This window comes from Pseudomonas muyukensis (assembly GCF_019139535.1).
In the GTDB taxonomy this organism is placed as follows: domain Bacteria; phylum Pseudomonadota; class Gammaproteobacteria; order Pseudomonadales; family Pseudomonadaceae; genus Aquipseudomonas; species Aquipseudomonas muyukensis.
In genome coordinates, this window is the sequence record NZ_CP077073.1 from 3,249,907 (window position 1) to 3,273,744 (window position 23,838).

Here is a 23,838-nt window from a genome sequence, read left to right on the forward strand (position 1 = left end):
TTCCGTGAGGGTCGCTGCGTTGTAAAACGCCTGGAACTATGACCTACTATGAGCCTTGCTAATGCTCTGGAAGGCGCTCATGTCGGAACGGATTCAAGCCTTGCATGCCCTGCGGGCCTTCGAAGTGGCCTCGCGCTACGGCTCTTTCACCCGCGCCGCCCAGGAACTGGCCCTGACCCAGGGCGCGGTCAGCCATCACATCAAGACCCTCGAGGCGTTGTTCGGTTGCGACCTGTTCGAACGCCGCGGCCCCAAGTTGCGCCTGACCGAGCACGGCCGGCTGCTGGCCCAGGAGCTCAAGGTCGGTTTCAAGATCATCGAGAACGCCTGCGCGCTGTTGCGCCAGGACCGTTACGGCATCCGTCTCAAGGCGCCGTCGACGCTCACCGTGCGCTGGCTGCTGCGGGCGTTGGACGGGTTCAAGAAGGCCGACAACAGCTGCGCGGTGCAACTGTCCAGCGTGTGGATGGACATCGACGCGGTGGATTTCTATTCCGAGCCCTACGACTGCGCCATCCTGCTGGGCAATGGCCGTTTCCCGGCCGAGGTCGAGAGCCTCAAGCTGTTCGACGAGTGGCTGATCCCCGTGTGCCACCCCGGCTACCTTGGCAACCCCGCGCCGCCGCTGTCGGTACTCGACGATTGCGAGCTGCTGCACCCCTCGCCGGACCGGCGCGATTGGCGGCGCTGGCTGGCGCGCCTGGACGCCCTGGAGATCGGCATCGACCAGGGCCAGGTGTTCGACACCCTCGACCAGGGCATCTCGGCGGCCCAGCAGGGCCTGGGCATTTCGGTGGTCGACCTGGTGCTGGCCAGCGCCGACCTGGCGGCGGGCAACCTGGTCACGCCATTCCCCCAGGCGGTGGCCACCGGCGACGGCTACTACATGACCTGGCTCAAGGCCAGCCCCAAGGCCCACCAGATGCACAAGCTGCGGGATTATCTGGTGGCGCAGGTGCCGGCGTTGGCGCACAAGGACATCAGTTATCTGTATGGGTGATATTGCATTGTAGTGACGGCTATCGACTCATCCAGGCCGTAGTGTCTAATGCGATGGCGTGCGTTGCTTGATCTTGCCGGGCGTTTGGTACGTAAAACGTCTGCTCTTCTCGTATTCAAAAAGGTTCACCTGTTAATTTTACTAGTTTCTGATCCCCCTTTTTCGGCGTGACAATAGCGTTGAATCGGCGTTGTGCCGAATGCAATGAGAGGGTACGAAAATGTCTACTGAAATAAGCGCTGTCGCTGCGGCTGATGGACGGGGTGTAAGTGAGAGCTGGTATGTTGAAAACGGCTTCCCTTTTACTGTTTCACACACACGGCTGCCAACGAAGAACGGTGTGTTTTACGTGGTGCAGGTGCAGTTGTACAGTGGAGAGATTGCTTCGGTAACTACCATTCCTGAAGGGGATAAAAAATTTGTTAATTGCAGGCCGGTGGATTTGGTTAATACTTATGGAGCCTGTAGATTTTACAAGTTTGGACCGGCGAGGAGTATTCGCAAACCTTCGCTCGACGTGGATGGGCCGATCGATATCAGGGAGAATGTGCTTACGTTGAGTAGTCATCTCCTATGTAGATCTGACGAAGCTGGCTCGTATACTCACCCGATGGATATGGTGATCATTGATAAAGGCTACTATAAGAAAATAAAAGATTCTTACCCGGATGAGTCAGTTGAAACCATTATGGCTGACCGCGATCATCGCGCGCACAAGGAATTTTCTACACTCTCTGGACGATACGACTTTGGCGTTAGATTTTCCTATGAAGTGAGGGTGGACGAAAATGGCTATCATTTTGTGATGAAGTTGGAGTACATCTCCTCAGGAAAAAAAGCCATTTTTTCGGTGTCTTGAAGGTTGATGAACTGGCCACCATGCAGGAACGGATTGAGGGTTTTCTAAAAAGTTTCCGGTGGCGATCAGGCAAGGCAGGCGTATGCAAAGCATGACGATGGGCACGCTTAAATATTCTTTCTGACCCAGCACGCTGGCGTATAGCGGTGACGCCAAGTGCCGAGCTACCGTTCCAAGTGCCTGCAGCTCTACCGCCCCCCCTGATCACGCCCGGTTTTCAGCAATAGCTGCTCCACCATGAAGTCGATGAACACCCGCAACTTCGGCGGCATCTGCCCGCCCGAGGGCCACAGCAGGTAAAAACTGCCGCGCCGCTCCATGAACCCATCGAGCACGCTCACCAGCCTGCCGGCCGCCAGTTCCTTGTGCACGCTGAAGTCCGGCAGGCAGGTGATGCCGCGATCATTGAGGGCAAAGCAGATGCGCGTCTCGACATGGTTGCAGACCATGGCGATCGGAATGCTGTAGTCCTGCTCGGGGTGCTCCCGGCGCAGCGGCCAGACTTCCAGCTTGCCGGTGCTGGGGAAGCGATAGTGCAGGCAGCGGTGCCCGGCCAGATCGCGCGGGTGCTGCGGTATGCCGTGTGCGGCCAGGTAGGCCGGGGAGGCGACCAGGCGGTGCTGGAAGTGCCCGAGAAACTTGGCGTTGAGGCGCGAATCCAGCGGCTGGCCACCGCGCATCACCACATCGAAACCTTCGCCGACGATATCCACCATGCGGTCGCTGAAGTCCAGGTCCAGCTCGATGTCGGGGTAGCGCGCCATGAATTCAGCCAGCGCCGGCATCACCAGCCCGGTCACCTGCGGCAGGCTGACGCGCAAGCGCCCGCGTGGGGTGCTGCTGGCCTGGGACAGCGCCTGCTCGGTGGCTTCGATCTCGGCCAGGATGCGCTGGCTGCGCTCGAGAAACAATGCGCCTTCGGCGGTCAGGGTAATGCTGCGAGTGCTGCGGTGGAACAGGCGCACCCCCAGGCGTTGCTCCAGGCGTGCCACGCGCTTGCCCACCGCCGAGGCGCTGATGCCCAGGGATTGGCCGGCGGCGACGAAACTGCCGGCTTCGGCGATTCGGTTGAACACCACGAAGCCGCTGAGGCTGTCCATGTTGCGCTCCTATTGCGGACATTGGTGTCCGGTATGAATGGCATTCTAACCGTCTTTTTCCGTAATGCCCCGCTGTCAGAAGATACCCGCCTTGATCGACAGTTGGAGGCATCCATGCATACACCTTCCCCCGCGGCATGCGCCGCCGAACCTAGCGCCCAGGCGGCGCGGCTGCCCTTGGGTGGGCTGCTGGCCCTGGCCCTGACCGGCTTCATCGCCATCCTCAGCGAGACCCTGCCGGCCGGCCTGCTCGACCAGATCGCCACGGGCATGGGCATCAGCCAGGCCATGGCCGGGCAGTGGGTCACCGCCTACGCGCTGGGCTCGTTGCTCACGGCGATTCCGCTGGTGACCTTGACCCAGGGCTGGTTTCGGCGCCGGGCCTTGTTGCTGGCCATCGGTGGTTTCGTGCTGGGCAACGGGCTGACCGCTGTTTCAGCGGATAACACCTTGACCTTGCTGCTGCGCTTTCTGACCGGCGCCGCCGCCGGGCTGGCCTGGGGCCTGATCGCCGGCCATGCCCGGCGCATGGTGGCGCCGGCGCAGCAGGGCAAGGCGATGGCTGTGGCGATGCTGGGGCAGCCCATCGCGCTGTCGCTGGGGTTGCCGATCGGCACCTGGCTAGGCGCCTGGCTGGGCTGGCGCGCCACGTTCGTGTTGGTGACGCTGGCGGCACTGTTGCTGGTGGCTTGGGTGCTGCGGGCGGTGCCGGATTTCCCCGGCCAGGTGGCGGGCCGACGCCCGGCGGCGCTGGGGGTGTTGCGCACACCTGGGGTGGCGCGGGTGTTGCTGGTGATCCTGGCGTGGATCCTGGGACACAACATTCTCTATACCTACATCGTGCCGCTGTTGGCGGCGCTGGGCATGGCGGGCGCGGTCGGCCAGGTGCTGATGACCTTCGGCCTGGCATCGTTGGCCGGCATCGTTCTGGTTGGCCTGGGCGTGGACCGTCACCTGCGCGCGCTGGTGCTGGCATGCCTGGCAGGCTTTGCCCTGGCCACACTGGCGTTGGGCCAGGTGCAGGGCTCGGCGTGGCTGATGCATGCCAGCGTGGCGCTGTGGGGCTTGACCTATGGTGGCGCGCCGACCTTGCTGCAGACCGCCTGTGCCGATGCAGCGGGCGAGGGCGGCGATGTGGCGCAGTCGATGCTGGTGACGGTGTGGAACAGTGCCATCGCCCTGGGCGGGATCATCGGCGGCTTGTTGTTGACCGGGGCCGGGGTGGCATCCTTTGGCGCGGTGGTGCTGGGGTTGGTCGCCGTGGCCGGGTGGCTGGTGCTAGGCGGGCGCCGGGCCGGGTTCGCCAGTGGCGCCCGGCGGGGATGATGCGCGCCAGCCAGGCTGGTGCCTACGGGCTGGGAGGGCAAGGCTGTAGGAGCCGGCTTGCTGGCACGGTAGAATCGGCATTTGCGCTCCAGCTTTGCGAGGTTCACGCGGTGCAGTTGCAACGGGGCTTTGTCCTCACCCGTCATTGGCATGACACGCCCGAAGGCGCCTGCGTGGAATTCTGGCTGGCCACCGACCAGGGCCCCAGGCGGCTACGCCTGGCGCCCCAGCCTTCGGTGGCGTTCATTCCTGCGGCACAGGCCGATCACGCCCGGGCGCTGCTGGCCAACGAGCCGGGCGTCGAGCTCAAGCCCCTGCACTTGCGTGATTTCGACCAGCGCCCGGTGCTTGGCCTGTACTGCCGTCAGCACCGTCAGCTGATGGCCCTCGAGAAGCGCCTGCGCGGCGCCGGCATCGAGGTGCTGGAGGCCGATATCCGTCCCCCCGAGCGCTACCTGATGGAACGCTTCATTACCGCCCCGGTGCGTTTTGCCGGCCATCCCGATGCACAAGGCACGCTGTGCGACGCCCAGCTCAAGCCCGACCCCGACTACCGCCCGCCACTGCGCCTGGTGTCGCTGGATATCGAGACCAGCGAGCGCGGCGAGCTGTACAGCATCGCCCTGCAAGGCTGCGGGCAGCGCACGGTGTACATGCTCGGTGCGGTGGAGGGTGAACACCCCGCGGTGGACTTCGAACTGCACTATTGCGCCGATCGCGTGGCCATGATCGACAGCCTCAACCGTTGGCTGGCCCTGCACGACCCGGATGCGATCATTGGCTGGAACCTGGTGCAGTTCGACCTGCGTCTGCTTTTCGAACATGCCCGCCAGCTCGAGGTACCCCTGTGCCTGGGCCGCGATGGCGCGCCGCTGCACCTGCGTGAGCATGGCAGTCGCCATCACTTTTTCGCCGAAGCGCCCGGGCGCTTGCTGATCGACGGTATCGAGGCGTTGCGCTCGGCCACCTGGAGCTTTCCATCCTTCAGCCTGGAAAGCGTCGCCCAGCAGTTGCTCGGTGAAGGCAAGGCCATCGACACCCCGTACGCGCGCATGGAGGAGATCAACCGGATGTTCGCCGAGGACAAGCCGGCGTTGGCCCGCTACAACCTCAAGGACTGCGAACTGGTCACGCGGATCTTCGCCTATACCCGGCTGCTCGACTTCCTGCTGGAGCGCGCGTCGGTCACGGGCCTGGCGGTGGACCGCAGTGGCGGCTCGGTGGCCGCGTTCTGCCACCTGTACATACCGCACATGCACCGCCTGGGCTATGTCGCCCCCAGTCTGGGCAGCCGTCCGGACGAGGCCAGCCCTGGTGGCTTCGTGATGGATTCGCGCCCAGGCTTGTATGACTCGGTGCTGGTGCTGGACTACAAGAGCCTGTACCCGTCGATCATCCGGACTTTCCTGATCGACCCGGTGGGCCTGGTCGAGGGCTTGCGTCAGCCGCAAGACGCTTTTTCGGTGGAGGGCTTTCGCGGTGCGCGCTTTTCCCGCACCGCGCATTGCCTGCCGGCCATCGTCGAGCGCGTGTGGCAGGGCCGCGAGGCGGCCAAGCGCGACGGCAACGCGCCGCTGTCACAGGCGCTGAAGATCATCATGAATGCCTTCTACGGGGTGCTCGGTTCCAGCGGCTGTCGCTTTTTCGATCCTCGCCTGGCGTCGTCGATCACCCTGCGCGGACACCAGATCATGCGCCAGACCCGGGCCTTGATCGAGGCGCAGGGCTACGACGTGATCTACGGCGACACCGACTCCACGTTCGTCTGGCTCAAGGGCGCGCAGGCCGAAGACGACGCCGCGCGCATTGGCCGCGCGCTGGTCGCGCAGGTCAACCAGTGGTGGCGTGAGCACCTGCGCGACACCCTTGGGCTGGACAGCGCGTTGGAGCTGCAGTTCGAGACCCACTACGCGCGCTTCTTGATGCCGACCATTCGCGGCGCCGAGGAGGGCAGCAAGAAACGCTATGCCGGCCTGGTGCGCCGTGGCGAAGGCGACGGCGACATGGTGTTCAAGGGCCTGGAGTCGGTGCGTACCGACTGGTCGCCACTGGCCCGGCAGTTCCAGCAGGAGCTCTATGGGCGAATCTTCCGCGGCCAGCCTTATCGCGAGTATGTGCGCCAGTACGTGCAACGCACCCTGGCAGGCGAGCAGGACGCACTGCTGGTGTATCGCAAGCGCCTGCGCCGGCCATTGGCCGACTACCTGCGCAATGTGCCGCCGCATGTGCGCGCCGCGCGCCTGGCGGACGACTACAACAGCCGCCTGGGGCGGCCCAGGCAGTACCAGCGCGGTGGCTGGATCAGCTACCTGGTCACCACGGCCGGGCCCGAGCCGCTGGAAAACCTGCAGGCGCCGATCGACTACGAGCATTACCTGAGCCGGCAATTGCAACCGGTGGCCGATGCCATTCTGCCCTTTGTCGGTGATGACTTCAGCGCCCTGATCGATCAGCAATTGCCGCTGTTTTGACAGGTGGTAGTCATCTAGCGCCTGAACAAGCCAGCCAGCCAGTAGTTTCGCGTTCTCAATCATTGAGGAGAAGGCGAAATGACCAGCACGCTCGACCAGCCGCGCAACGCGGTGGATACGCTCGCACTGGAGCAGGCCTATCAGGATGGCCTGATCGCCAAACGCTTGCCGGCCTGGATCGGCAAACTGACAGTGGCCAAGCCAACGGACCAGAACATCCCTGCCACCGGCCTTTACCAGGCACAACACACCGCCCTGCACGAGGCCTTCAAGACCAGCTTGCGCTGTCGCCATCGCTTGGCCGCCGAGCTCAAGCGCATCCAGGGCATCGACCAGTTTGCCAAGCCGTTGTTGCAGCGGGCAATGCGTGAGCGGTTTGGCACGGGGGGTGATATCGACCAGCTGTTCTTGCGTATCTATTACTTTGCGGTCTCCTCCAAGCCTGAAGGGGCTGCGGGGCGTCAGCCACAAATGGAGAAGGATTACTACGACATCCCCTTGCTTGAAGCGGCGTTGTACAACTTTTCCCAGGTCGAGACGACCGCCGCTGGGCAGCCGCGAGACAATTGCGTGGTCGACAGCAAAGGCGTCACCTTGCAGCGACCGACAGCCGTCGAGTTTGCCGGCCTGTGTCGGGTGCTGGACCTGGGCGAGCGCTACCAGCGGCACCTCGATGGCATCCTCCAGGCATCCACCGCGCATACCGCCAGCGGCCATGCGGTCGCTGCAAGCTTGCAGGAGCGTTACCGCAGCGAGATGTTGATCGCCGCGTGCAAGGCCAAGTCCGAAGGCGTGTTGCAGGCCGGTGAACTGGCGCTGATCATCGAGCTGTGCCAGAAGGGCAAGCCAGGCACGCTGAGCGAAGCACCGGTGATCGCCAAGCAGATGCAGGCGTTTGGCTGCGACCTGCAGCAGATCGTGGTACTCGATGTTGTCCGCCAGGGATGGCTGTTCGATTCCAGCCAGAAGGTACTGGTGTACATCCCCGGCGACCCCCAGGGCCCCTGGAGTGTGGCCGCCGACCTGGAGGCGTTCACCCGCAAAGTGCTGGGCAAGCGCCTGCGCAACAAGCCTTACCGGCAGTTCTTCAGCCGCTTCGTGCGGCGTCGCGACAGCCGCAGGTTCTTCGCCAAGGTGGCCGAGAAACTGGAGGGCGTCGCCGCCTTCGCCACCCGCGAGATGGACCAGCATATGCGTGGTTACGCGCTGCCGCTGTTCGATCAGTTGGCCAAGGACGCTATCGCGCAGATCAAGGACGATGCCGCGGTGATCGCCGTGCCCGCAGGCAAGATCGATCGGCAACTTCAGCGCGAGCATCGCCAGCAACTGGAGACCGAAGGTTGGACGCTGCTGGGCTTGGCGGCGCTGTTTGTCCCGGCCTTGGGCGCCTTGCTGCTGGCCGTCATGGTCTGGGATCTGCTCGATGAGCTGTTCCAGGCGGTCGAGGACTGGCGAGAGGGCGACACCAGTGCGGCCTTGGATCATGTGCTGAACATCGCCAGGACCGTGGCGGCGATCGGCGTCACCGCCGCGCTGGTCGGTGGCGTGAGCCGTGCTTGGAACGCGCTGGACAAACTGGTGCCAGCGCGCCTGGAAACGGGCGGCGAGAAGCTGTGGAACGGTGATGTCACGCCGTTTCGCGCGGCGCCGCCACCCGCGCTTGCCAGCCTCGACGAGCAAGGCGTGTATCGGCTGGGTGAGCGCAGTTGGGTAAGCATGGAGGGGCAGTACTACGCGGTGCGTCAGCGCGCCAGCGACGAGCAGTGGCAACTGCTGCCACGCCAGGGCCATGGCCCAGTGCTGCGTGGCAATGGGGCTGGGGCCTGGCGGGTATGGAGCGAGCAACCGGTCGAGTGGAATGACACCTACCGCATGTTTCGTCGCCTCGAAGGGCCGTTCAGCCAGCTGGACGATGGCCAGATCGACCAGGCGATGCGTATTCATGGCTTGAATGCCGATCACCTGCGCGCATTGCATGTGTACGGCAAGGCGCCGGAGCCCGGGCTGGCGGATACCGTGAGCCGGCTGTTGCTCCAGCGACGGGTGGAGGACCTGGTCGGCGCGCTGCGTGCCGCGCAGGATACCGACGACCTTGAACTGTTGGACAAGGTCAAGGCGCTGCCGGGCGCGGCCGGCAAGCAAGGGCAGGCGTTGGCCGAACACGCCTGGGAACAGCGGCGCACATTGCTGCGGCAACTGTACGATGAAACACAGGCCACCGATGATCAGGCCACCCTGGCACTGCGCAAGGTGTTTCCCCGCCTGCACCGGTTTGCCGTGAGGCAATTGCTGGGGGCGGCCACGCAGGCCGATCGCGATTACCTCGACAGCACACACAAACTGCCGTTCCAGCTGGTCCAGGCCGCACGGGTCAGCATGCTGCACATCAGGGTCACCCGGGCCTGCGAAGCCCTGTACTTCGACGTGCCGCAGACCCTCGACCTGGCCAGGGTGGTCCTGGGCATGCTGGAAACACGCAGCGCCTGGGCGGCCAGGCCGCACGTGCGGCTGTTCGACGGCGAGGCGTTGCAACCCTTGCTGAGCATGGCCGGCGCTGGACGCAGCTACCGACTGATCCACCAGGATGGCCTGTTCAGCCTGGAGGATGCCCTGGGTATTGGCCTGGCAGGGCCGGATGAGTTGTTCAATGTACTGGTCAGCGCCCTGCAAGCGCAGGACTTCTCGACACTGGGCGTGGAGGCGCCTCATGCCCTTAATTTGCGCCGGATGCTGGCCCGGCAATTGCCTGGGCAAAGGCCATTGATCGCCAAGCTGTTAGGCAAGGACGAGGCGGCGACGAGCTTTGTCGCGCCTCAGCGTCTTGATGACGGCAGGCTTGGCTATCCCCTGGGCGGCAATACCCTCAGTAGCCAGGGCCGGGCGGGTGAGCGTCCGCGCTCGCTGGCGGCGCGGTTGCGTGATTTGTACCCTGCGTACAGCAATGCGCAGATCGAGCAGTGGCTACTGCGGATGCACCTGGCAGGGCGTCCGGCCAGCGAGGAACTGGCGGTGCTCGAGCAGCAGGCGCAGCTGTTGGGCGATAGCTTGAAACAGTGGGAGCGAGGGGGGCTGCTGGGCGGCGACCGGCAGTCACGGGGCCGTTTCAGGAAGGCGATCTTGGAATGCTGGCGAGAAATCATCCCGGGTCGCATCCACGGCGATGATCTGCACGTGGAAGTCACCTGGACCTTTACTGGAGAACCGTTGCGGTCGCTGCCGCCGTTGCCGGTGCAGGTGAGCTTGCCCCATGTACGCAACATCGCCCTGCGGGCATTGAAACTCAAGGAAGTGCCTGATGATTTTCTGCGCGCCTTCCCCAACTTGCGCGCCTTGGAAGTGACGGGCAGCAAGCTGCAGCGCCTGCCTTTCAGCTTGATCCTGAGGCCTGCGCTACGGGTGCTGGATTTCTCGGATAACCGCATCACCCTGGACGGGGCGCAGGCCGCAGTGCTCGGCGGATGCAAGTCGCTGGTCTATCTCAATCTGTCGGGCAACCCCCTGGGGGACGGACTTTCGGTGACCACCATGACCCAACTGAGCGAACTGCACCTGCGCAGGACGCAGCTCGAGCAGCTGCCTTTGGGGGTGCTGGCCAACCCTAATCTGTATCTGCTCGACTTGACAGGGAACAACATCGGCGAGCTGCCGCAGGGCTTCTTGCGCTCGGCCTTGTGGCGCGAAGGCTACGTGGACCTCACGGACAACCCGGTGACTGTCCGGCAGAACACCAGTTGGCAGGAAGAATGGGAGACGCCCTACGACAGCCAGGTGCCTTATCACTTGCACTGGCTTGACCGCGTTGACGTGGAGTTGCGCGACACCCTGGCGTCCGCCTGGGCGAGTATCGAAATCATGGAGGGGTCGGACAACTTCCTGCAGTTGCTGGCGGCGCTGACACGTTCGGCCGACTTCAAGGGCGCCGACACCTTCAAGTACCTGGCTGCGCGGGCCCTGGATCTGATGGAAAGCATGATCGACAACGCCCAACTGGCCAAGGAACTGTTCGATAACGCGCTGGTGGAAAACTGCGCGGACAATTCCACGGCGGTGTTCAGTGACCTGGAGGTGCGCAAGCTGTTGTGGCAGACCACCCATGACCTGCCCAAGGCCCAGCGCGGCCAGGCCCTGGTCAGGCTGTCACGGCGGCTGTGGCGGTTGGAAATGGTCAAGCACTATGCCTGGCTGGATGCGTCGCGAACCCTGCAGGGGCAGCGCGAGTCGCTTGAAGTGGCGCTGATCTATTGCCTGCAATTGCGCGATGCACTGGACCTGCCCATCGGTGTGCGCAGCATGCGATTCGCCAATGCCGTGGTGGTCGCGGCTGAAGACATCGCGCAAACCCGGCACTTGGTCCTCAGTGGCGAGACGCCGGATACGCTGGCGGTGTGGATGCTTGAGCGCAATTTCTGGCAGGAGTATGTCGCCGAGACCTACGCAGACCTGCTGAAACTCCCCCAGTCGTTCCACGACCAGTCGGCGGCGCTGGCCGCGCAATCGGCACCGGACTCAGCGTTCGACGTGTTGCAGGCGCAGACCGAGCAGTGGACTTACCAGCAGAAGTACAGCCTGACGATCGAGGCGCTGAACCGCTGGCCCTAAGGCGCACCCGCGCGGTCAGTTGGACTATGCTCAGTGCGTAAAGGCGTTGCCGCAGGAGCCGGTAATGGCCAGTAACCTTTTGCCCGCGCCGAAGGCTGGCCAGCTGGTTTAGGCTCCCGCGTCGGATCTTTCTCCCGGATCCGTAGTCTTTTGGTTTATCGACAACACAAGGAGATGCGCATGCTCGTCCGGTCACTGACCCTCGCCACCTTGCTCGCGGTAGCCGGCCCTTTGTACGCCGCCGACAGTGACGCACCATTGGCCAAGGAACTGGGCAAGGCCAGGCCGTTGGTGGTGATCGCGCCCAGTAGCGCCGACCCGACCCTGCGTGGCCTGGAAGAGGCGCTGAAGGACCCCGCCACCAAGGCCGGCTTCACTGAGCGCAACCTGGTGCTGTTCAGCGTCGCCCAGATGATGGGCAAGCGCGAGGACAAGAACCTCGAGCAGCAGGCCACCATGGCCCTGATCCGCGAACTCAAGCTGGGCGCGAGCAAGGGCACCAAGGTCATCCTGGTGGGCAAGGACGGTGAGCGGCATATGCTCAAGGACGACGACAGCGGCGAGAAACTCGACCCGCAGGTGATCTTCAAGGCTGTCGATGAGCTGCCGGCCAGCGAAAAGGCGGTGACCGTGCCAGAGCCGGTAGCTGCCGCCCCCGCCGAGCCCAAGGCCAAGGACAGCAAGGCCAAGCCTGGCAAGCCCGCCAAGCCTGCCGCGCCGCCCAAGCCACTCGAGGATTGACCGCCAGGGCGCGGCTCGCCCTGTGCCGGGCCGTGCTCTGTATCACTGTGTATCTACCCGCCGCCACGACCTACTGGCATACAAAACCCCCTCTGTCGCGATACACCGACGACACACTGCTGCGGCCAAATGGCTCCACTTTCCAACCAAGTGGAGCAACACCATGAAAACGCGCAATACGCTCGGCCTGCTCGGCGCCACCCTGATCGGTGGCATGGTCCTGGGCAACACCGCCTTTGCCGTGGAACCGCTGGCCCAGGGTTACCAGCTGGCCGCCGCCAAGACTCCGGGGGAGGGCAAGTGCGGTGAAGGCAAATGCGGCGCCAGCGGCAAGGCCACCCAGGGCGAAGGCAAGTGTGGCGAGGGCAAATGTGGTGCCAGCGCCAAGGCCGGTGCCGAGGGCAAGTGCGGGGAAGGCAAGTGCGGCGATGCCTCGTTCGCCCGCACCGACAGCAACCACGATGGCAAGGTTTCCCGCGAGGAGTTCCTCGCCGTGGCCAAGGATCGTGCCGGCGACTTCGAGAAGATCGACCGCAATCACGACGGCTTCATCTCCGAACAGGAAGCCTATGACCACCTGGCCGGGATCTTCAAGGCCAATGGCAAGGCCATGCCTGATGGGCTGTTCAGCCACCTGAGCAACAAATCCTGACGCCTTCGCCGTAGGCGTTGCCCGGCGAACACCGGCGCAGCCGGTGCCATGCACCGCGCTGCCTGGTTCGCCGGCAAGGCAGGCGCCTACGCCGCAAGACCCTGCGAGAGACCTGGCAATGACTCACACCACCCCCTTGTATACCGGGCTCGGCCTGCGTCGGGGCTTGCTGCCCGAACTGCTGAGCATGGACAGCGCCAAGCTGGACTTTCTCGAGTGCGCCCCGGAAAACTGGATCGGCGTCGGCGGCACCTTTGGCCAAGGCCTGGAACGCCTGGCGGAACGCTTTGCCATGGCCTGCCACGGCCTGTCGTTATCCCTGGGCGGGACACAGCCGCTGGATACGGCGTTTCTCGGTCGGACCCGGCAGTTCCTGGAGCGTCACCGGGTACGCCTGTACAGCGAGCACCTGAGTTACTGCTGCGACGACGGCCACCTCTACGACCTGTTGCCGATCCCGTTCACCGAAGAAGCCGTGCGCCATGTGGCCGCGCGCATTCGCCAGGCCCAGGATGTGCTCGGGCGGCGCATCGCGGTCGAGAATATCAGCTACTACGCCGCGCCCTACCAGGCCATGGATGAGCTCGATTTCATCCGCGCCGTGCTCGCCGAGGCCGACTGCGATCTGCTGCTGGACGTCAACAACGTCTTCGTCAATGCCTGCAATCACCGCTACGACGCCCAGGCTTTCCTCGACGGCATCCCGCGGGAGCGGGTGGTGGGCATGCACGTGGCCGGCCACTACGACGAAGCCCTGGACCTCAAGGTCGACACCCATGGCGCGCCGGTCAAGGAGGCTGTCTGGAGCCTGTTCGCCAGTGCCTGCCAGCGCTTCGGCGCACAGCCAACGGTGCTCGAGCGTGACTTCAACTACCCGCCGCTGGCCGAACTGCTGGCCGAGACCGCGCGCATCCGTGCGCTGCAACTGGCCCATGGAGGGTGCTGACATGTCCGCGACCTTAGTTGCGCAACAATTCACCTTGGCCCGTCACCTGCGTGATCCGGCCAACAATCCTGCGCCGCCGGGCATCGAGGCCCGACGCCTGAACATCTATCGCGAGCTGTTCTACGGCGCCATCGAAGGGCTGCTGGCGGGCAGCTTCCCGGTGCTGCGCGCGACCCTCGGCGACGGGCGTTGGCATGCCCGGGTCGCGGACTTCTACGCCCATTACCGCAGCCAGACGCCGCTGTTCACGGAAGTCGCCGAGACCTTCATCGACTACCTGCAAACTATCGAGCTGGATGCCCCTTGGCAGCTCGAGCTGGCGCATTACGAATGGATCGAGGCGCAGTTGTTCCTGAGCGATGCCGAGGATCCCTGCCACGACCCTGCCGGGGATCTGCTCGACGGTGAGCCGCTGTTGTCGTGCGTGGCCCGGGTGTTGGCCTATCGCTGGCCGGTGGAGCGGATCGGGCCGGGCTACCAGCCTGACGAGGTGCCCGCCGCCTGCACCTTGTTGCTGGTGTATCGGGGTACTGACCTGCAGGTGCGTTTCGCGCGTCTGGCGCCGATGGCCTGGCAACTGCTGGCCGGCTTGCCCGGCAGCGGCCGCGAGCGCTTGCGGGCGCTGGGCAATGACGAGGTCCAGCGCCAGGGGTTGAGGTTGCTGGAGCAGTTGCGCGAACAGGGCATCATTGTCGGCACCGCTGCAGGCGCCGGCCTTGCCGGCGAACACGTGCACAGCTGAAGCCTAGGCTCGACCGGCACTGGCCTGCGCCTCGGTTTTTTTCGCCGGCTTCAGGCGCGACACGCCAAACAGCACCAGTGCCAGGCCCATCACCTGGTACAGCGAGATCGCCTCGCTGAGAATCGCCCACGACGCCAGCACCGTCAGCACCGGCCCCAGGTTGCCTACCGCCGCGGTGTGGGTCGGGCCCATGCGCTGGATCGCCAGGGCCACCAAGTAGATCGGCAGCACCGTCGAAAACAGCGCCATCAACGCCGCATTGGCCCACACCGCGCGCGGCAGTTGCAGCAAGGGGGCAACATCCGCCACCAGTAGGTAGTGGGCCAGCACCATCAGCGACGACGCCGTGCCGCACAGCCCGGCCAGGCGCATCGAGCCCATGCGCTTGAGCATGATGCCGGTGCCGGCGTAGTACAACGCGTAGGTGACCGCGCTGGCGAACACCCACAACGCGCCGACCAGCACCTGGCTGCCGCCACTGGCGCTGCCGATGTCATGCACGAAGGCGATCCCCAGCCCCAGGTAGCACAGGCCCATGGCCGCCAAGGTGCGCAGGGTCGGGCGCTCCCGCTGGAGCACGGCCTGGATCACCAGCACCAGGGTGGGGTAGGTGAACAGGATCAGCCGCTCCAGGCCGGCACTGATGTATTGCAAACCGTAGAAGTCGAACAGGCTCGCCAGGTAGTAGCCGAACAGCCCGAGCAAGGCCACGCGCAGGCCGTCGCCCAGGGTCAGGGCGGCGGCGCCCTGGCTACGGCTGGACCACACCAGCCAGGCGAACAGCGGCAGGGCCAGGGCCATGCGCAGGGCCAGCAGGGCGATGGCATCCACCGGGCCGGCGGCATAGGCGAGCTTGACGAAGATGGCCTTGAAGCTGAACCCCAGGGCCGCCAGCACGGCGTACAGGCTGCCGTTGGCGAGGGCGCGGTGGAGCGGGGCGGGCAGGTGGGTCATGGTCAGTCCGTAACATAATGAGTCGCGGCTTATTCTGAACAGAAGGATGACGGGCTAGAATCGCTTTTTCTCGAACATACCCTTCTGTTTTGGAGAACGCATCATGCACTTCGACCTGGCGGACCTGCGCCTGCTCGCCGCCATCGCCGCCACCGGTAGCTTGAGCAAAGCGGCGGCGAGCTTCCCGGTGGCGGTTTCGGCCGCCAGCACCCGGCTGCGGCAGTTCGAGGCCCGTAGCGGCCTGGTGTTGTTCATGCGCAAGGCCGACGGCATGCAGTTGACCCCCGCCGGGCGCCTGGTGCTGGAGTCGGCCCGTGGCGTGCTGGGCGAGGCGCAGAAACTGCACGACACGCTCAAGGAGCTGGCCGGGCAGCGGCGTATCGACCTGCACCTGGCGGTGTCGACGGTGACCAACAGCACCTTGTTGCCCGCGGTGCTCGGGCCGTTCCTGGCCGACTACCCGCAGGTCGACCTGCAACTGGTCGAGCACAAGAGTGTCGATGTGGTGCGGGCGGTGCTGGCGGGCGACTGCGAGATTGGCGTGTATGACGGCAACCTGGTCAACGATGGCGTGGTGTCGCTGCCGTTTCGCACCGAGCGCCTGGTGCTGCTGGTGCCGACCGAGCATGCCCTGGCCAGCCGTGAGCAACTGCGCCTGGCCGATGCCCTGGGCTTTGCCTTCGTCTGCCTGCCCGCCGAGCGGGCCATGCAGCGCTTCGTCGAGGAGCTGGCGATGAGCCTGGCCATGCCGCTGAAAGTGCGCGTACGGGCGCCAAGCTTCGAGGCCATCGCCCAGTTGGTGGCCCAGCACGCAGGCATCGCCATGCTTCCAGAGACCGCGGCGATCCGCGCCGAGCAGGAGCTGGCCGTGCGCCGGGTGGTGCTGGAGGAGCGCTGGGCGACCCTGGAGCTGCGTATTTGCTTCCGTGGCTGGGAGCGGCTGAGCAGCCACGGGCGAGAGCTGGTGAGTTTCCTGTCGGGGCAGTGATGAGTGGTCATTCGCAGGGTCTTTTCGTCAGAATGACATCATTTGGATATCATCCAGCCCTGCGTAACCGTCGCCGAACGCATACAATCCCCTGCCTTGAACCGTATTGCACAGGTTGTACCCTTCATGGCGTTCGACGCTTCCACCATGCTCACCCTGACCATCGCCTTGGCCGCCGCCGCTGCGCTTTACCTGGCCATCGAGTGGCGCAGTGTGCGCGAGTCATCGCTGCTGTACTGGAGCGCCGGCTTCGCCACCATCTGCGTCGGCTCCAGCCTGGCCTTGCTGCGCGGCAGTGGCTACCTGTTCGTCGGTATCTGGTTCGCCAACGGCATGCTGGTCGGCGCCCACGGGCTGTTTTTGCTGGGGGTGGCGCGCTTCACCGAGACGCGGCTGTCGCGCCTGTGCCTGCTGGCGCCGCTGCTCTGGGCAAGCCTGCTGTTGCTGCCGCAGTGGCCGCAGTGGTCGAAGACGTTCCTGGTGGCCAACTCGCTGCTGGTCGGCGCCTTCACCTTGTACGCCAGTTGGCTGCTGCGCCTGCATGGCAAGTCCCTCAGCGTGGGGGCTGTGCAACTGCGCTATGTATTGCGCCTGCATGGGCTGTTCTACCTGGGCAAAACCCTGCCGGCGCTGCTGCCGGGCACCTTGATCGACCTGGCGGCGTTTCGCGGACAGATCATCCAGGTGTCGCTGGTGGAGGGGGCGATGGCGATCATGCTCATTGCCCTGTCGATGACCGGCACCGTGCGCTATCGCCGCGAGGAGCGCATCGAGCGCCTGGCCGCCCGCGACCCGCTGACGGCCCTGTACAACCGGCGCGCCCTGCAAATGCGCGCCGGCAACCTGTTCAAGGAGGTCTCGGCCAGCAGCCCCGGGGCCCTGTTGCTGATCGACATCGACCACTTCAAGCTGGTCAACGACCTGCATGGGCATGCCGCTGGCGACCGCTTGCTGGTTGCCCTGAGCGAGATGATTCGCGCCTTGCTGCCGGAGCGCGCAATCGCGGCGCGGCTGGGCGGCGATGAGTTCGTGATCCTGTTGGGCGGCACCTCGCGCGCGGCCATCGAGCACTTGGCCGAGGCCTTGCGCCAGCAGTTCCAGCGGGCCGCCGCGCAGTCGTTCAGCACCCCCGAGGCGGTGACCCTGAGCATCGGCGCCAACCTGTTCGACCGCCCGCCGGCGAGCCTGGCGGCGTTGATCGAGCAGGGCGATGTGCTGCTGTACGCCTCCAAGCGCGGCGGGCGCAACAGCCTGCAACTGGTGGATGGCCTGCGCGGCTGAGTTACTTGTTGTTGATGCATTGCGACAGTACTGAGTAGCGCACGGTGCGCAAGGTGCCTTGGCTGTCTTCGAAGGTCATCAGTCGTGGCACCACCTCGCAGGTGCGCGGGTCGCCCGATTGGCGCACGAAGCGGGCGACGTCGAGCTTCATGCCGTAGCGATAGTCGACGATCTCCGGCATCGGCTTGGCGCGGCGTTCGGCGTAGGCCGCCACCGCCTGCTGGTGATCTTCGATCAGTTGTTCGTTGCGTTGCTGGGCGAAACCTGTGGCCTGGGCCGAAAGCGACAGGGCCAGCAGCGCGGCAATCAGGGTCGGTCGTAGCATGGTGGGTGTCTCCGCGGGTGGGGTTCGCAGTCCACGCTAGCGACGACCGGCCAACAGGGGCATGACGCTGGGGTTACAGATCTGAAAGGTTGTCGGCGGGCAGCGGGCTTGCCGGTGTACGCCGGCAAACCCTGGGTCGTGCAGGTCAGACGCGGAACTGGTCCATCAAGCCCTGCTGCTGGTTGGCCAGGCTGTTCAGCGACTGGCTGACCCGCGCCGATTCGTTGGCCTGGCCGCTCAGCGACTCGGTGACGTCGCGGATGGTGGCGACGTTGCTGTTGATCTCCTCGGCCACCGCGCTCTGCTCCTCGGCGGCGCTGGCGATCTGCAGGTTCATGTCGGTGATCACTGTCACCGCCTGGCCAATGCGCTGCAACGCGCTGACGGCCTGGCCGACCTGCTCGACGCCACCCTGGGCCTGGCGATGGCTGCTGTCCATGGCGCCGACCACTTCCTGGGTGCCGGCCTGCAGGGCCTCGATCACCTGGCGGGTCTCTTCCACCGACTCCTGGGTGCGGCGTGCCAGGTTGCGCACTTCGTCGGCGACCACGGCGAAGCCGCGCCCGGCCTCGCCGGCCCGGGCGGCCTCGATGGCGGCGTTGAGCGCCAGCAGGTTGGTCTGCTCGGCGATCGAGCGGATCACCTCGAGCACCGAACCGATCTTCTCGCTGTTGTGCGCCAGGCCCTCGACCTGGGCCATGGCGCTGCTCATGTCGGCGGCCAGGGTGTCGATGCTGGTGGTGGTGCGGTCGATCACCGCCAGGCCTTCGCGGGTGGCCTGGTCGGCTTCGCGTGCGGCCTGGGCGGCTTGCGCCGCGCTGCGGGCGACGTCCTGGGCGGTGGCGCTCATCTCGTGGGAGGCGGTGGCCACCTGGTCGACCTGGCGGTACTGCTGCTCCATGCCGGCGCTGGTCTGGGCGGCGATCGCCGCGGACTGGTCGGCGGTGCCACGGGCGGCCTGCACCGAGCGTTTCACTTCGGCGATGGTCGGTTGCAGCTTGTCGAGGAAACGGTTGAACCAGCCCGCCAACTCGCCCAGTTCATCGCGCTTGTCGTATTGCAGGCGGCGGGTCAGGTCACCTTCGCCGCTGGCGATGTCCTTGAGCATGGCGGCCACGCCGAGGATCGGCCGGGTCACGCTGCGGGCCATCAGCCAGACCAGCAGCAGGCCGGCGATGGCGGCGGCCAGGCCCAGGCCCAGTTCGAGCAGGGTGCCGCTGGTGTTGAGGGTGTCGAGTTCCTGCTTGAGGGCTTCGGCCGGGCCGGTGAGGGCGTTTTCCGGCACATCCAGCAGCACGCCCCAGGGCTTGCCGCCGGGGATCGGCTCGAAGGCGGCCAGCACTTTCAGGCGCTGTTGGTCGTGGAGGATCTGCAGCTTGCCGTCGGCGAGCTTGCGCACCAGTTCGGCGCCCTGGGCCTGGTCGACCTGGTCGAAACGCTTGGCCAGCAGGCCGGCATCGGCGCTGTAGCCGGCCAGCAGGCCGACCGGGCTGAGGATGCCGACCGTGGTGCGGCCTTCGTAGAGGCTGCGGCTGGCGGCCTGGCTCAGGGCCTGCAGGCTGTTGAGGTTGATGTCGATGGACAAGGTGGCGATCACCTTGCCGTTGGCCTTGAGCGGGAACACGATGCTGGTCATCAGCACGCGCTGGCCATCGATGTCATAGAAGTAGGGCTCGACCACGCACACCGCGCCGGTGCTGCGCGGGCATACCCACCAGGTGTTGGCCGGCTGGCCGCTGGGGCCGATCTCGGTGTTGGCCATGTCGTGCTCGGGCAGGGCCATCGAGGTCAGCTGGCCGGCGCGCGGCTGCGACCAGTACAGGGCGAAGCGCCCGGTTTCGTTGCTGCCCAGCTCGCTCTGCCCGGCGAACAGCTTGTCCTTGGCATCCAGCGCGCCTGGCTCGAACACCAGCGACAGGCCCAGCAGGTCGGGGTTGGCCTGCAAGGCCGCACGCACCTGGGCGGTCATGTCCTGGCGCAGGTCGTAGGCGTCGAGGAAGCGTTTTTCCGCCTGCTCGCGCAGGAACAGCACCTGGCGGGCAAAGCCGGCGCCGTACTGGTAGGCGTCCATGAACTGGCGGCGGATATTCAGGGCCTGCACTTCGCCCTGGGACTCGATGCGCGATTGGGCCGCCTCGGTGAGCATCTGCATGCTGCTGGCCTTGACCAGGTCCGAACTGTGGTCCATGCGGTACAGCGAAAGGCCGACGAGCAGGGTGACGATGGCAGCCAGGCACAGGCCCGCCAGCAGGGTGATCTTCCATTGGATGGAGAGTTGTCGCAGCAAAGGCATGGGGAAAATCCCTTGTAATAGGTTTGATGCTGCCGACTGTGTCGGCCCTCGCGCGGCTTTCTTTATTCAAACGTTCAATTTAATCCTCCGACTTTCGTCTATAAGCGGTGCAGGTGCGCGGCGCAGACCCTTTTGACTTATGCCGGCCCGTGCTTCAGAGTGTGCGCCCTTCACAACAACATCCCCTGGTCCGGCCGCTGCCTGCGCGCAGCCTGTCGCCGGAGCGTCCCGCTTTTGTCTGTCGTAACGAGGTTTGCACACCATGAATGCAGTGATTGCCGCGGTTGGGCTCATGCTGGTCCTGAGCCTGTCCCGCGTGCATGTGGTCATCGCGCTGATCATCGGCGCCCTGGCCGGGGGCCTGGTCGGTGGACTGGGTATCGAAGGCACGCTCAAGGCCTTCAACGGCGGCCTGGGGGGCGGTGCCACGGTGGCGCTCTCCTATGCGTTGCTCGGCGCCTTTGCCGTGGCCATCGCCAAGTCGGGCCTGGCCCATGCCCTGGCCGACCGGGCGCTGGCGATGATCGACCGGCAGGGCCACGCCGAAGGCGGCAAGGTCAAGTGGCTGCTGATCGGCCTGATGCTGGTGGTGGCGGTGTCGTCGCAGAACATCCTGCCGATCCATATCGCCTTCATTCCGTTGCTGGTGCCGCCGCTGCTGTACGTGCTGACGCGCCTGCGCATCGACCGCCGGCTGATCGCCTGCGTGATCACCTTCGGCCTGATCACCCCGTACATGTTCCTGCCGGTGGGTTTCGGCAACATCTTCCTCAACGAGATCCTGCTGGCCAACGTGGCCCGCGCCGGGGTCGATGTGAGCGGTGTCAATGTCACCCATGCCATGGCCATCCCCGCCGCCGGCATGCTCGCCGGCCTGTTGCTGGCGGTGTGCTTCAGCTATCGCAAGAAGCGTGACTACGACCTGGCGCGTATCGAGCAGGTCGAGCAAGTGAGCGTGCAATACAACCCGGTGACCCTGCTGGTGGCTGGCCTGGCCATTGCCGCGGCATTCGTCATCCAGCTGTGGCTGGACTCGATGATCATCGGTGCCATGGTGGGTTTCCTGATCTTCTCGTTGTCGGGCATCGTGCGCTGGAAGGACACCGACGACCTGTTCACCGAGGGCATGAAGATGATGGCGATGATCGGTTTCATCATGATCGCCGCCTCGGGCTTTGCCGAAGTGATGAAGGCCACCGGCGAGGTGAAGTCGCTGGTCGAGGCCTCGGCGCAGTGGATCAACCACAGCAAGGGCGTCGGCGCGCTGCTGATGCTGCTGGTGGGGCTGCTGGTGACCATGGGCATCGGCTCGTCGTTCTCCACCGTGCCGATCCTGGCGGCGATCTTCGTGCCGCTGTGCGTGCAACTGGGCTTCGACCCGCTGGCCACTGTGTGCATCGTCGGTACCGCCGGCGCCTTGGGCGATGCCGGCTCGCCGGCCTCGGACTCGACCCTGGGGCCGACCTCGGGGCTGAACGTGGATGGCCAGCACCACCATATCTGGGACACGGTGGTGCCGACGTTCCTTCACTACAACCTGCCATTGCTGGCGTTTGGCTGGCTGGCGGCGATGTCGCTGTAACGCTTCGCGCCGCGCCTGCAGGCAACCGTGCATCCCTGTAGGCTGGCGCCTACAGTGTGCTGGATGCCGCGCGGCTGGGCGGTGCCTTGATGTGGTTGAGCACGGTGCTGCCATCCTTGCTGCGGGTGAGGTAGACCGGCAGCACCTTGGGCAGGGTGTCGACCAGGCGCTCGACCTCGGCGGTGTTGTAGATACCGCTGATGCGAATATTGCCGGTGCTCTCGTCGGCCAGCCGCAAGGGCTGCTCGAGGTAGCGATTGATCACCGGCAGGGCCTGGGCCAGGCTCAGGTTGTCGAGCACCAGCTTGCCCTTGCGCCAGGCCAGGCTGTTGAGGTAGTCGTCGCTCTGGTTGAGCTCTGGATCGAAATCGCCCTGGTGGTAACTGGCCTGCATCCCCGGGCCCAGGCGATAACCGCCGTTGTGGCCATTGCTGCTGACCAGCACCGAACCTTCCACCAGGGTGACCTTGACCTGGTCCTGGTACTTCCACACGTTGAACTGGGTCCCGGTGACCCGGGTCTGGCCGTTGGCGGCGCGGACGATGAACGGGTGGCTGGCGTCGTGGCTGACCTTGAAGAACGCCTCGCCCTTGACCAGGGTCACGCGGCGCTCGTCCTTGAAGTTCAAAAAGCGCAATTCGCTGTTGAGGTTCAGTTCGACCCGGCTGCCATCGCTCAGGCGCACTTGCTGGCGTTGGTTGCCGGCCTCGAAGTGTTGATAGCTGTCCGGCAGCCAGCCTTGTTCCCAGCCCATCCAGCCGGCCAGTGGCAGGGCCAGCAGGGTGACGGCCGCCGCCGTGGCCAGTGGCTGCCAACGGCGCGCACGCGGCCGGGGCGCAAGCGGCGGCTTGAGTTCGACCACCTGGGCGCTGCGCGGGAGCAGGTCGGCGGTTTGCCAGATCTCCAGCATTGCCTGGTATTCCTCGGCGTGCCGTGGGTCGGCCGCCTGCCACTGCGCGAAAGCGCGCTGTTCGGCCGCCGTGCAATCTTCGGCGTGCAGGCGCATGCACCAGTGCGCGGCGGCATCGGTGATGGCATCGTCTTCGCTGGGGATGTGGCGGTCGTGGTTCATTGCGGCTCCCGGTTTTGCGGCATTCTACCCTTGGCGCGGGGTTCCGAGAACGTGTTAATGGCGAATGACTATCAATTATCCCGAATTTCGCCGTATCTGCGGTTGGGTTGCATCTGTATCCGGCTGCCTGTCGCTGCAACGCTCGCCATCTCGCGCCATCCCCCTGATGAACCTTTCATGACAAAAGTTCGGTAGCAAAGCGCCATCCCCGTCAAAGCCATGGACACGCAAAGGGCGTCGGGCCACCAGGCCAGGCACAGCGTAGGAGCGGGGCGATGGGATCTATGGAACGCTACACGAAAGTGGGAATGCAGGAGCTCGACCAACGCCTGGCGAAGATTGTCGAGGCCGCGCGCAAGCAGCCGGTTTCGGTGTACCGCTACGGCGCGCCCTGGGTCTGGATCGTCTCCCAGGAGGACTGGCAGGGTGCCCTGCGCGAGGTCGCCAGCTGCGTGCCCCCCGGGCACTCGCTGGCGCTGCTCAAGCCGCGTATCGAGGCGTTGCTGGTCGAGCACCAGGGGCCATTGGCGAGGCTCGCCGAGCAACAGGGCATGATCATCGCCCCGCACACCCTGATGCAGGTGTTGCTGTTGCAACTGCTGTATTCGGTGCCCAGCGAAAAGCAGCTCTACGAGCAGCTCACCTACAACCTGCTGTTCCGCTGGTTCGCCGGCCTGGAACTGAAATCGCGGGTGTGGAACTTCAGCCTGTTCAGCCATGACCTCGGCGTGCTGCTGGCCAGCCCCATCGCCGTGTCGCTGTTGCAGCGCATGGTCGACGAGGTGCTCGGCGCCAGCCTGCAGGCGATGCCTGAGTTCAGCCTCAACCTGGGCCTGCTGCACAGCTGGCTGGCACGTCACGACAACCACTAGAAACCCAACCAACTGCAGGCGCTCAAGGGGGCGGT

The 23,838-nt window shown here is 65.1% G+C and carries 18 protein-coding genes and 1 pseudogene; 13 read left to right on the plus strand and 6 right to left on the minus strand.

The annotated features are described in order from the left end of the window. Positions 1-79: 79 nt before the first annotated feature. Both KSS95_RS14540 and KSS95_RS14545 read left to right on the plus strand, forming a co-directional pair. Positions 80-1,000 carry a LysR substrate-binding domain-containing protein gene (locus KSS95_RS14540; RefSeq protein WP_217847774.1) on the plus strand — a complete coding sequence of 307 codons (921 nt, stop codon included), beginning with the start codon at positions 80-82 and terminating at the stop codon, positions 998-1,000. Between the two features lie 220 nt (positions 1,001-1,220). Further along, positions 1,221-1,859 (plus strand): hypothetical protein, encoded by a 639-nt coding sequence (locus KSS95_RS14545; RefSeq protein WP_217847775.1) that lies wholly within the window; start codon positions 1,221-1,223, stop codon positions 1,857-1,859. A 188-nt stretch (positions 1,860-2,047) separates the two neighbouring features. Here KSS95_RS14545 and KSS95_RS14550 read toward each other — a convergent pair whose 3' ends face one another. Further along, entirely contained in the window at positions 2,048-2,959 is a 912-nt protein-coding gene (locus KSS95_RS14550; RefSeq protein ID WP_217847776.1) for a LysR substrate-binding domain-containing protein, read from the minus strand. Positions 2,960-3,073: 114 nt separating this feature from the next. Here KSS95_RS14550 and KSS95_RS14555 point away from each other — a divergent pair, with 114 nt between their 5' ends. The 7 genes from KSS95_RS14555 to KSS95_RS14585 all read left to right on the plus strand — a co-directional run bounded on the left by KSS95_RS14555 (position 3,074) and on the right by KSS95_RS14585 (position 14,436). Continuing rightward, positions 3,074-4,285 (plus strand): MFS transporter, encoded by a 1,212-nt coding sequence (locus KSS95_RS14555; RefSeq protein ID WP_217847777.1) that lies wholly within the window; start codon positions 3,074-3,076, stop codon positions 4,283-4,285. 110 nt (positions 4,286-4,395) lie between these two features. Next, on the plus strand, positions 4,396-6,756 hold the full coding sequence (locus KSS95_RS14560) for a DNA polymerase II (RefSeq protein ID WP_217847778.1): 2,361 nt from the start codon (positions 4,396-4,398) through the stop codon (positions 6,754-6,756). A 78-nt stretch (positions 6,757-6,834) separates the two neighbouring features. Then, positions 6,835-11,355, plus strand: coding sequence for an NEL-type E3 ubiquitin ligase domain-containing protein (locus KSS95_RS14565; RefSeq protein WP_217847779.1), 4,521 nt, complete (start codon positions 6,835-6,837; stop codon positions 11,353-11,355). 180 nt (positions 11,356-11,535) lie between these two features. Beyond that, the gene (locus KSS95_RS14570) at positions 11,536-12,096 is read left to right on the plus strand and encodes a DUF4174 domain-containing protein (RefSeq protein ID WP_217847780.1); all 561 of its coding nucleotides are present in this window, start codon (positions 11,536-11,538) and stop codon (positions 12,094-12,096) included. Positions 12,097-12,259: 163 nt separating this feature from the next. Continuing rightward, complete coding sequence (locus KSS95_RS14575) at positions 12,260-12,748, plus strand: HvfA family oxazolone/thioamide-modified RiPP metallophore (RefSeq protein ID WP_217847781.1); 489 nt, start codon at positions 12,260-12,262, stop codon at positions 12,746-12,748. Between the two features lie 118 nt (positions 12,749-12,866). Then, positions 12,867-13,694 carry an HvfB family MNIO-type RiPP peptide maturase gene (locus KSS95_RS14580; protein ID WP_217847782.1) on the plus strand — a complete coding sequence of 276 codons (828 nt, stop codon included), beginning with the start codon at positions 12,867-12,869 and terminating at the stop codon, positions 13,692-13,694. A gap of 1 nt (position 13,695) precedes the next feature. After that, on the plus strand, positions 13,696-14,436 hold the full coding sequence (locus KSS95_RS14585; RefSeq protein WP_217847783.1) for an HvfC family RiPP maturation protein: 741 nt from the start codon (positions 13,696-13,698) through the stop codon (positions 14,434-14,436). 3 nt (positions 14,437-14,439) lie between these two features. On the opposite strand, the gene KSS95_RS14590 is transcribed toward KSS95_RS14585, so the two are convergent. Beyond that, on the minus strand, positions 14,440-15,390 hold the full coding sequence (locus KSS95_RS14590) for a DMT family transporter (protein WP_217847784.1): 951 nt from the start codon (positions 15,388-15,390) through the stop codon (positions 14,440-14,442). Positions 15,391-15,493: 103 nt separating this feature from the next. On the opposite strand from KSS95_RS14590, the gene KSS95_RS14595 reads away from it, so the two are divergent. Together KSS95_RS14595 and KSS95_RS14600 are read left to right on the plus strand one after the other, a co-directional pair. Further along, positions 15,494-16,378, plus strand: a complete 885-nt coding sequence (locus KSS95_RS14595; RefSeq protein ID WP_217847785.1) for a LysR substrate-binding domain-containing protein — start codon at positions 15,494-15,496, stop codon at positions 16,376-16,378. 126 nt (positions 16,379-16,504) lie between these two features. Beyond that, a complete protein-coding gene (locus tag KSS95_RS14600) occupies positions 16,505-17,659 on the plus strand; it encodes a GGDEF domain-containing protein (protein WP_217847786.1) in 1,155 nt (384 codons plus the stop codon). A gap of 1 nt (position 17,660) precedes the next feature. On the opposite strand, the gene KSS95_RS14605 is transcribed toward KSS95_RS14600, so the two are convergent. The 3 genes and pseudogenes from KSS95_RS14605 to KSS95_RS24825 form a co-directional block, all read right to left on the minus strand. Next, positions 17,661-17,984 carry a DUF2790 domain-containing protein gene (locus KSS95_RS14605; protein ID WP_217847787.1) on the minus strand — a complete coding sequence of 108 codons (324 nt, stop codon included), beginning with the start codon at positions 17,982-17,984 and terminating at the stop codon, positions 17,661-17,663. 145 nt (positions 17,985-18,129) lie between these two features. After that, the gene (locus KSS95_RS24820; RefSeq protein ID WP_437179615.1) at positions 18,130-18,885 is read right to left on the minus strand and encodes a methyl-accepting chemotaxis protein; all 756 of its coding nucleotides are present in this window, start codon (positions 18,883-18,885) and stop codon (positions 18,130-18,132) included. A 102-nt stretch (positions 18,886-18,987) separates the two neighbouring features. After that, a pseudogene (locus KSS95_RS24825) lies at positions 18,988-20,277 on the minus strand (methyl-accepting chemotaxis protein); the annotation flags it as partial. 262 nt (positions 20,278-20,539) lie between these two features. Between KSS95_RS24825 and KSS95_RS14615 the strand changes: the two are divergent. Next, entirely contained in the window at positions 20,540-21,859 is a 1,320-nt protein-coding gene (locus tag KSS95_RS14615; protein WP_217847789.1) for a Na+/H+ antiporter family protein, read from the plus strand. Between the two features lie 49 nt (positions 21,860-21,908). On the opposite strand, the gene KSS95_RS14620 is transcribed toward KSS95_RS14615, so the two are convergent. After that, positions 21,909-22,931: a FecR family protein gene (locus KSS95_RS14620; protein WP_217847790.1), complete on the minus strand. Its 1,023-nt coding sequence runs from the start codon at positions 22,929-22,931 to the stop codon at positions 21,909-21,911. A 284-nt stretch (positions 22,932-23,215) separates the two neighbouring features. Here KSS95_RS14620 and KSS95_RS24830 point away from each other — a divergent pair, with 284 nt between their 5' ends. Next, positions 23,216-23,803, plus strand: coding sequence for a transposase (locus KSS95_RS24830; protein WP_437179549.1), 588 nt, complete (start codon positions 23,216-23,218; stop codon positions 23,801-23,803). Positions 23,804-23,838 lie beyond the last annotated feature (35 nt).

Excerpts from the sequence above, each read along its gene's own strand:
- KSS95_RS14540 (WP_217847774.1), top strand. The coding sequence starts at position 80 with ATGTCGGAACGGATTCAAGCCTTGCATGCCCTGCGGGCCTTCGAAGTG.
- KSS95_RS14545 (WP_217847775.1), top strand. The coding sequence starts at position 1,221 with ATGTCTACTGAAATAAGCGCTGTCGCTGCGGCTGATGGACGGGGTGTA.
- KSS95_RS14550 (WP_217847776.1), bottom strand. The coding sequence starts at position 2,959 with ATGGACAGCCTCAGCGGCTTCGTGGTGTTCAACCGAATCGCCGAAGCC.
- KSS95_RS14555 (WP_217847777.1), top strand. The coding sequence starts at position 3,074 with ATGCATACACCTTCCCCCGCGGCATGCGCCGCCGAACCTAGCGCCCAG.
- KSS95_RS14565 (WP_217847779.1), top strand. The coding sequence starts at position 6,835 with ATGACCAGCACGCTCGACCAGCCGCGCAACGCGGTGGATACGCTCGCA.
- KSS95_RS14570 (WP_217847780.1), top strand. The coding sequence starts at position 11,536 with ATGCTCGTCCGGTCACTGACCCTCGCCACCTTGCTCGCGGTAGCCGGC.
- KSS95_RS14575 (WP_217847781.1), top strand. The coding sequence starts at position 12,260 with ATGAAAACGCGCAATACGCTCGGCCTGCTCGGCGCCACCCTGATCGGT.
- KSS95_RS14580 (WP_217847782.1), top strand. The coding sequence starts at position 12,867 with ATGACTCACACCACCCCCTTGTATACCGGGCTCGGCCTGCGTCGGGGC.
- KSS95_RS14585 (WP_217847783.1), top strand. The coding sequence starts at position 13,696 with ATGTCCGCGACCTTAGTTGCGCAACAATTCACCTTGGCCCGTCACCTG.
- KSS95_RS14590 (WP_217847784.1), bottom strand. The coding sequence starts at position 15,390 with ATGACCCACCTGCCCGCCCCGCTCCACCGCGCCCTCGCCAACGGCAGC.
- KSS95_RS14595 (WP_217847785.1), top strand. The coding sequence starts at position 15,494 with ATGCACTTCGACCTGGCGGACCTGCGCCTGCTCGCCGCCATCGCCGCC.
- KSS95_RS14600 (WP_217847786.1), top strand. The coding sequence starts at position 16,505 with ATGGCGTTCGACGCTTCCACCATGCTCACCCTGACCATCGCCTTGGCC.
- KSS95_RS14605 (WP_217847787.1), bottom strand. The coding sequence starts at position 17,984 with ATGCTACGACCGACCCTGATTGCCGCGCTGCTGGCCCTGTCGCTTTCG.
- KSS95_RS24820 (WP_437179615.1), bottom strand. The coding sequence starts at position 18,885 with ATGGAGCAGCAGTACCGCCAGGTCGACCAGGTGGCCACCGCCTCCCAC.
- KSS95_RS14615 (WP_217847789.1), top strand. The coding sequence starts at position 20,540 with ATGAATGCAGTGATTGCCGCGGTTGGGCTCATGCTGGTCCTGAGCCTG.
- KSS95_RS14620 (WP_217847790.1), bottom strand. The coding sequence starts at position 22,931 with ATGAACCACGACCGCCACATCCCCAGCGAAGACGATGCCATCACCGAT.
- KSS95_RS24830 (WP_437179549.1), top strand. The coding sequence starts at position 23,216 with ATGGAACGCTACACGAAAGTGGGAATGCAGGAGCTCGACCAACGCCTG.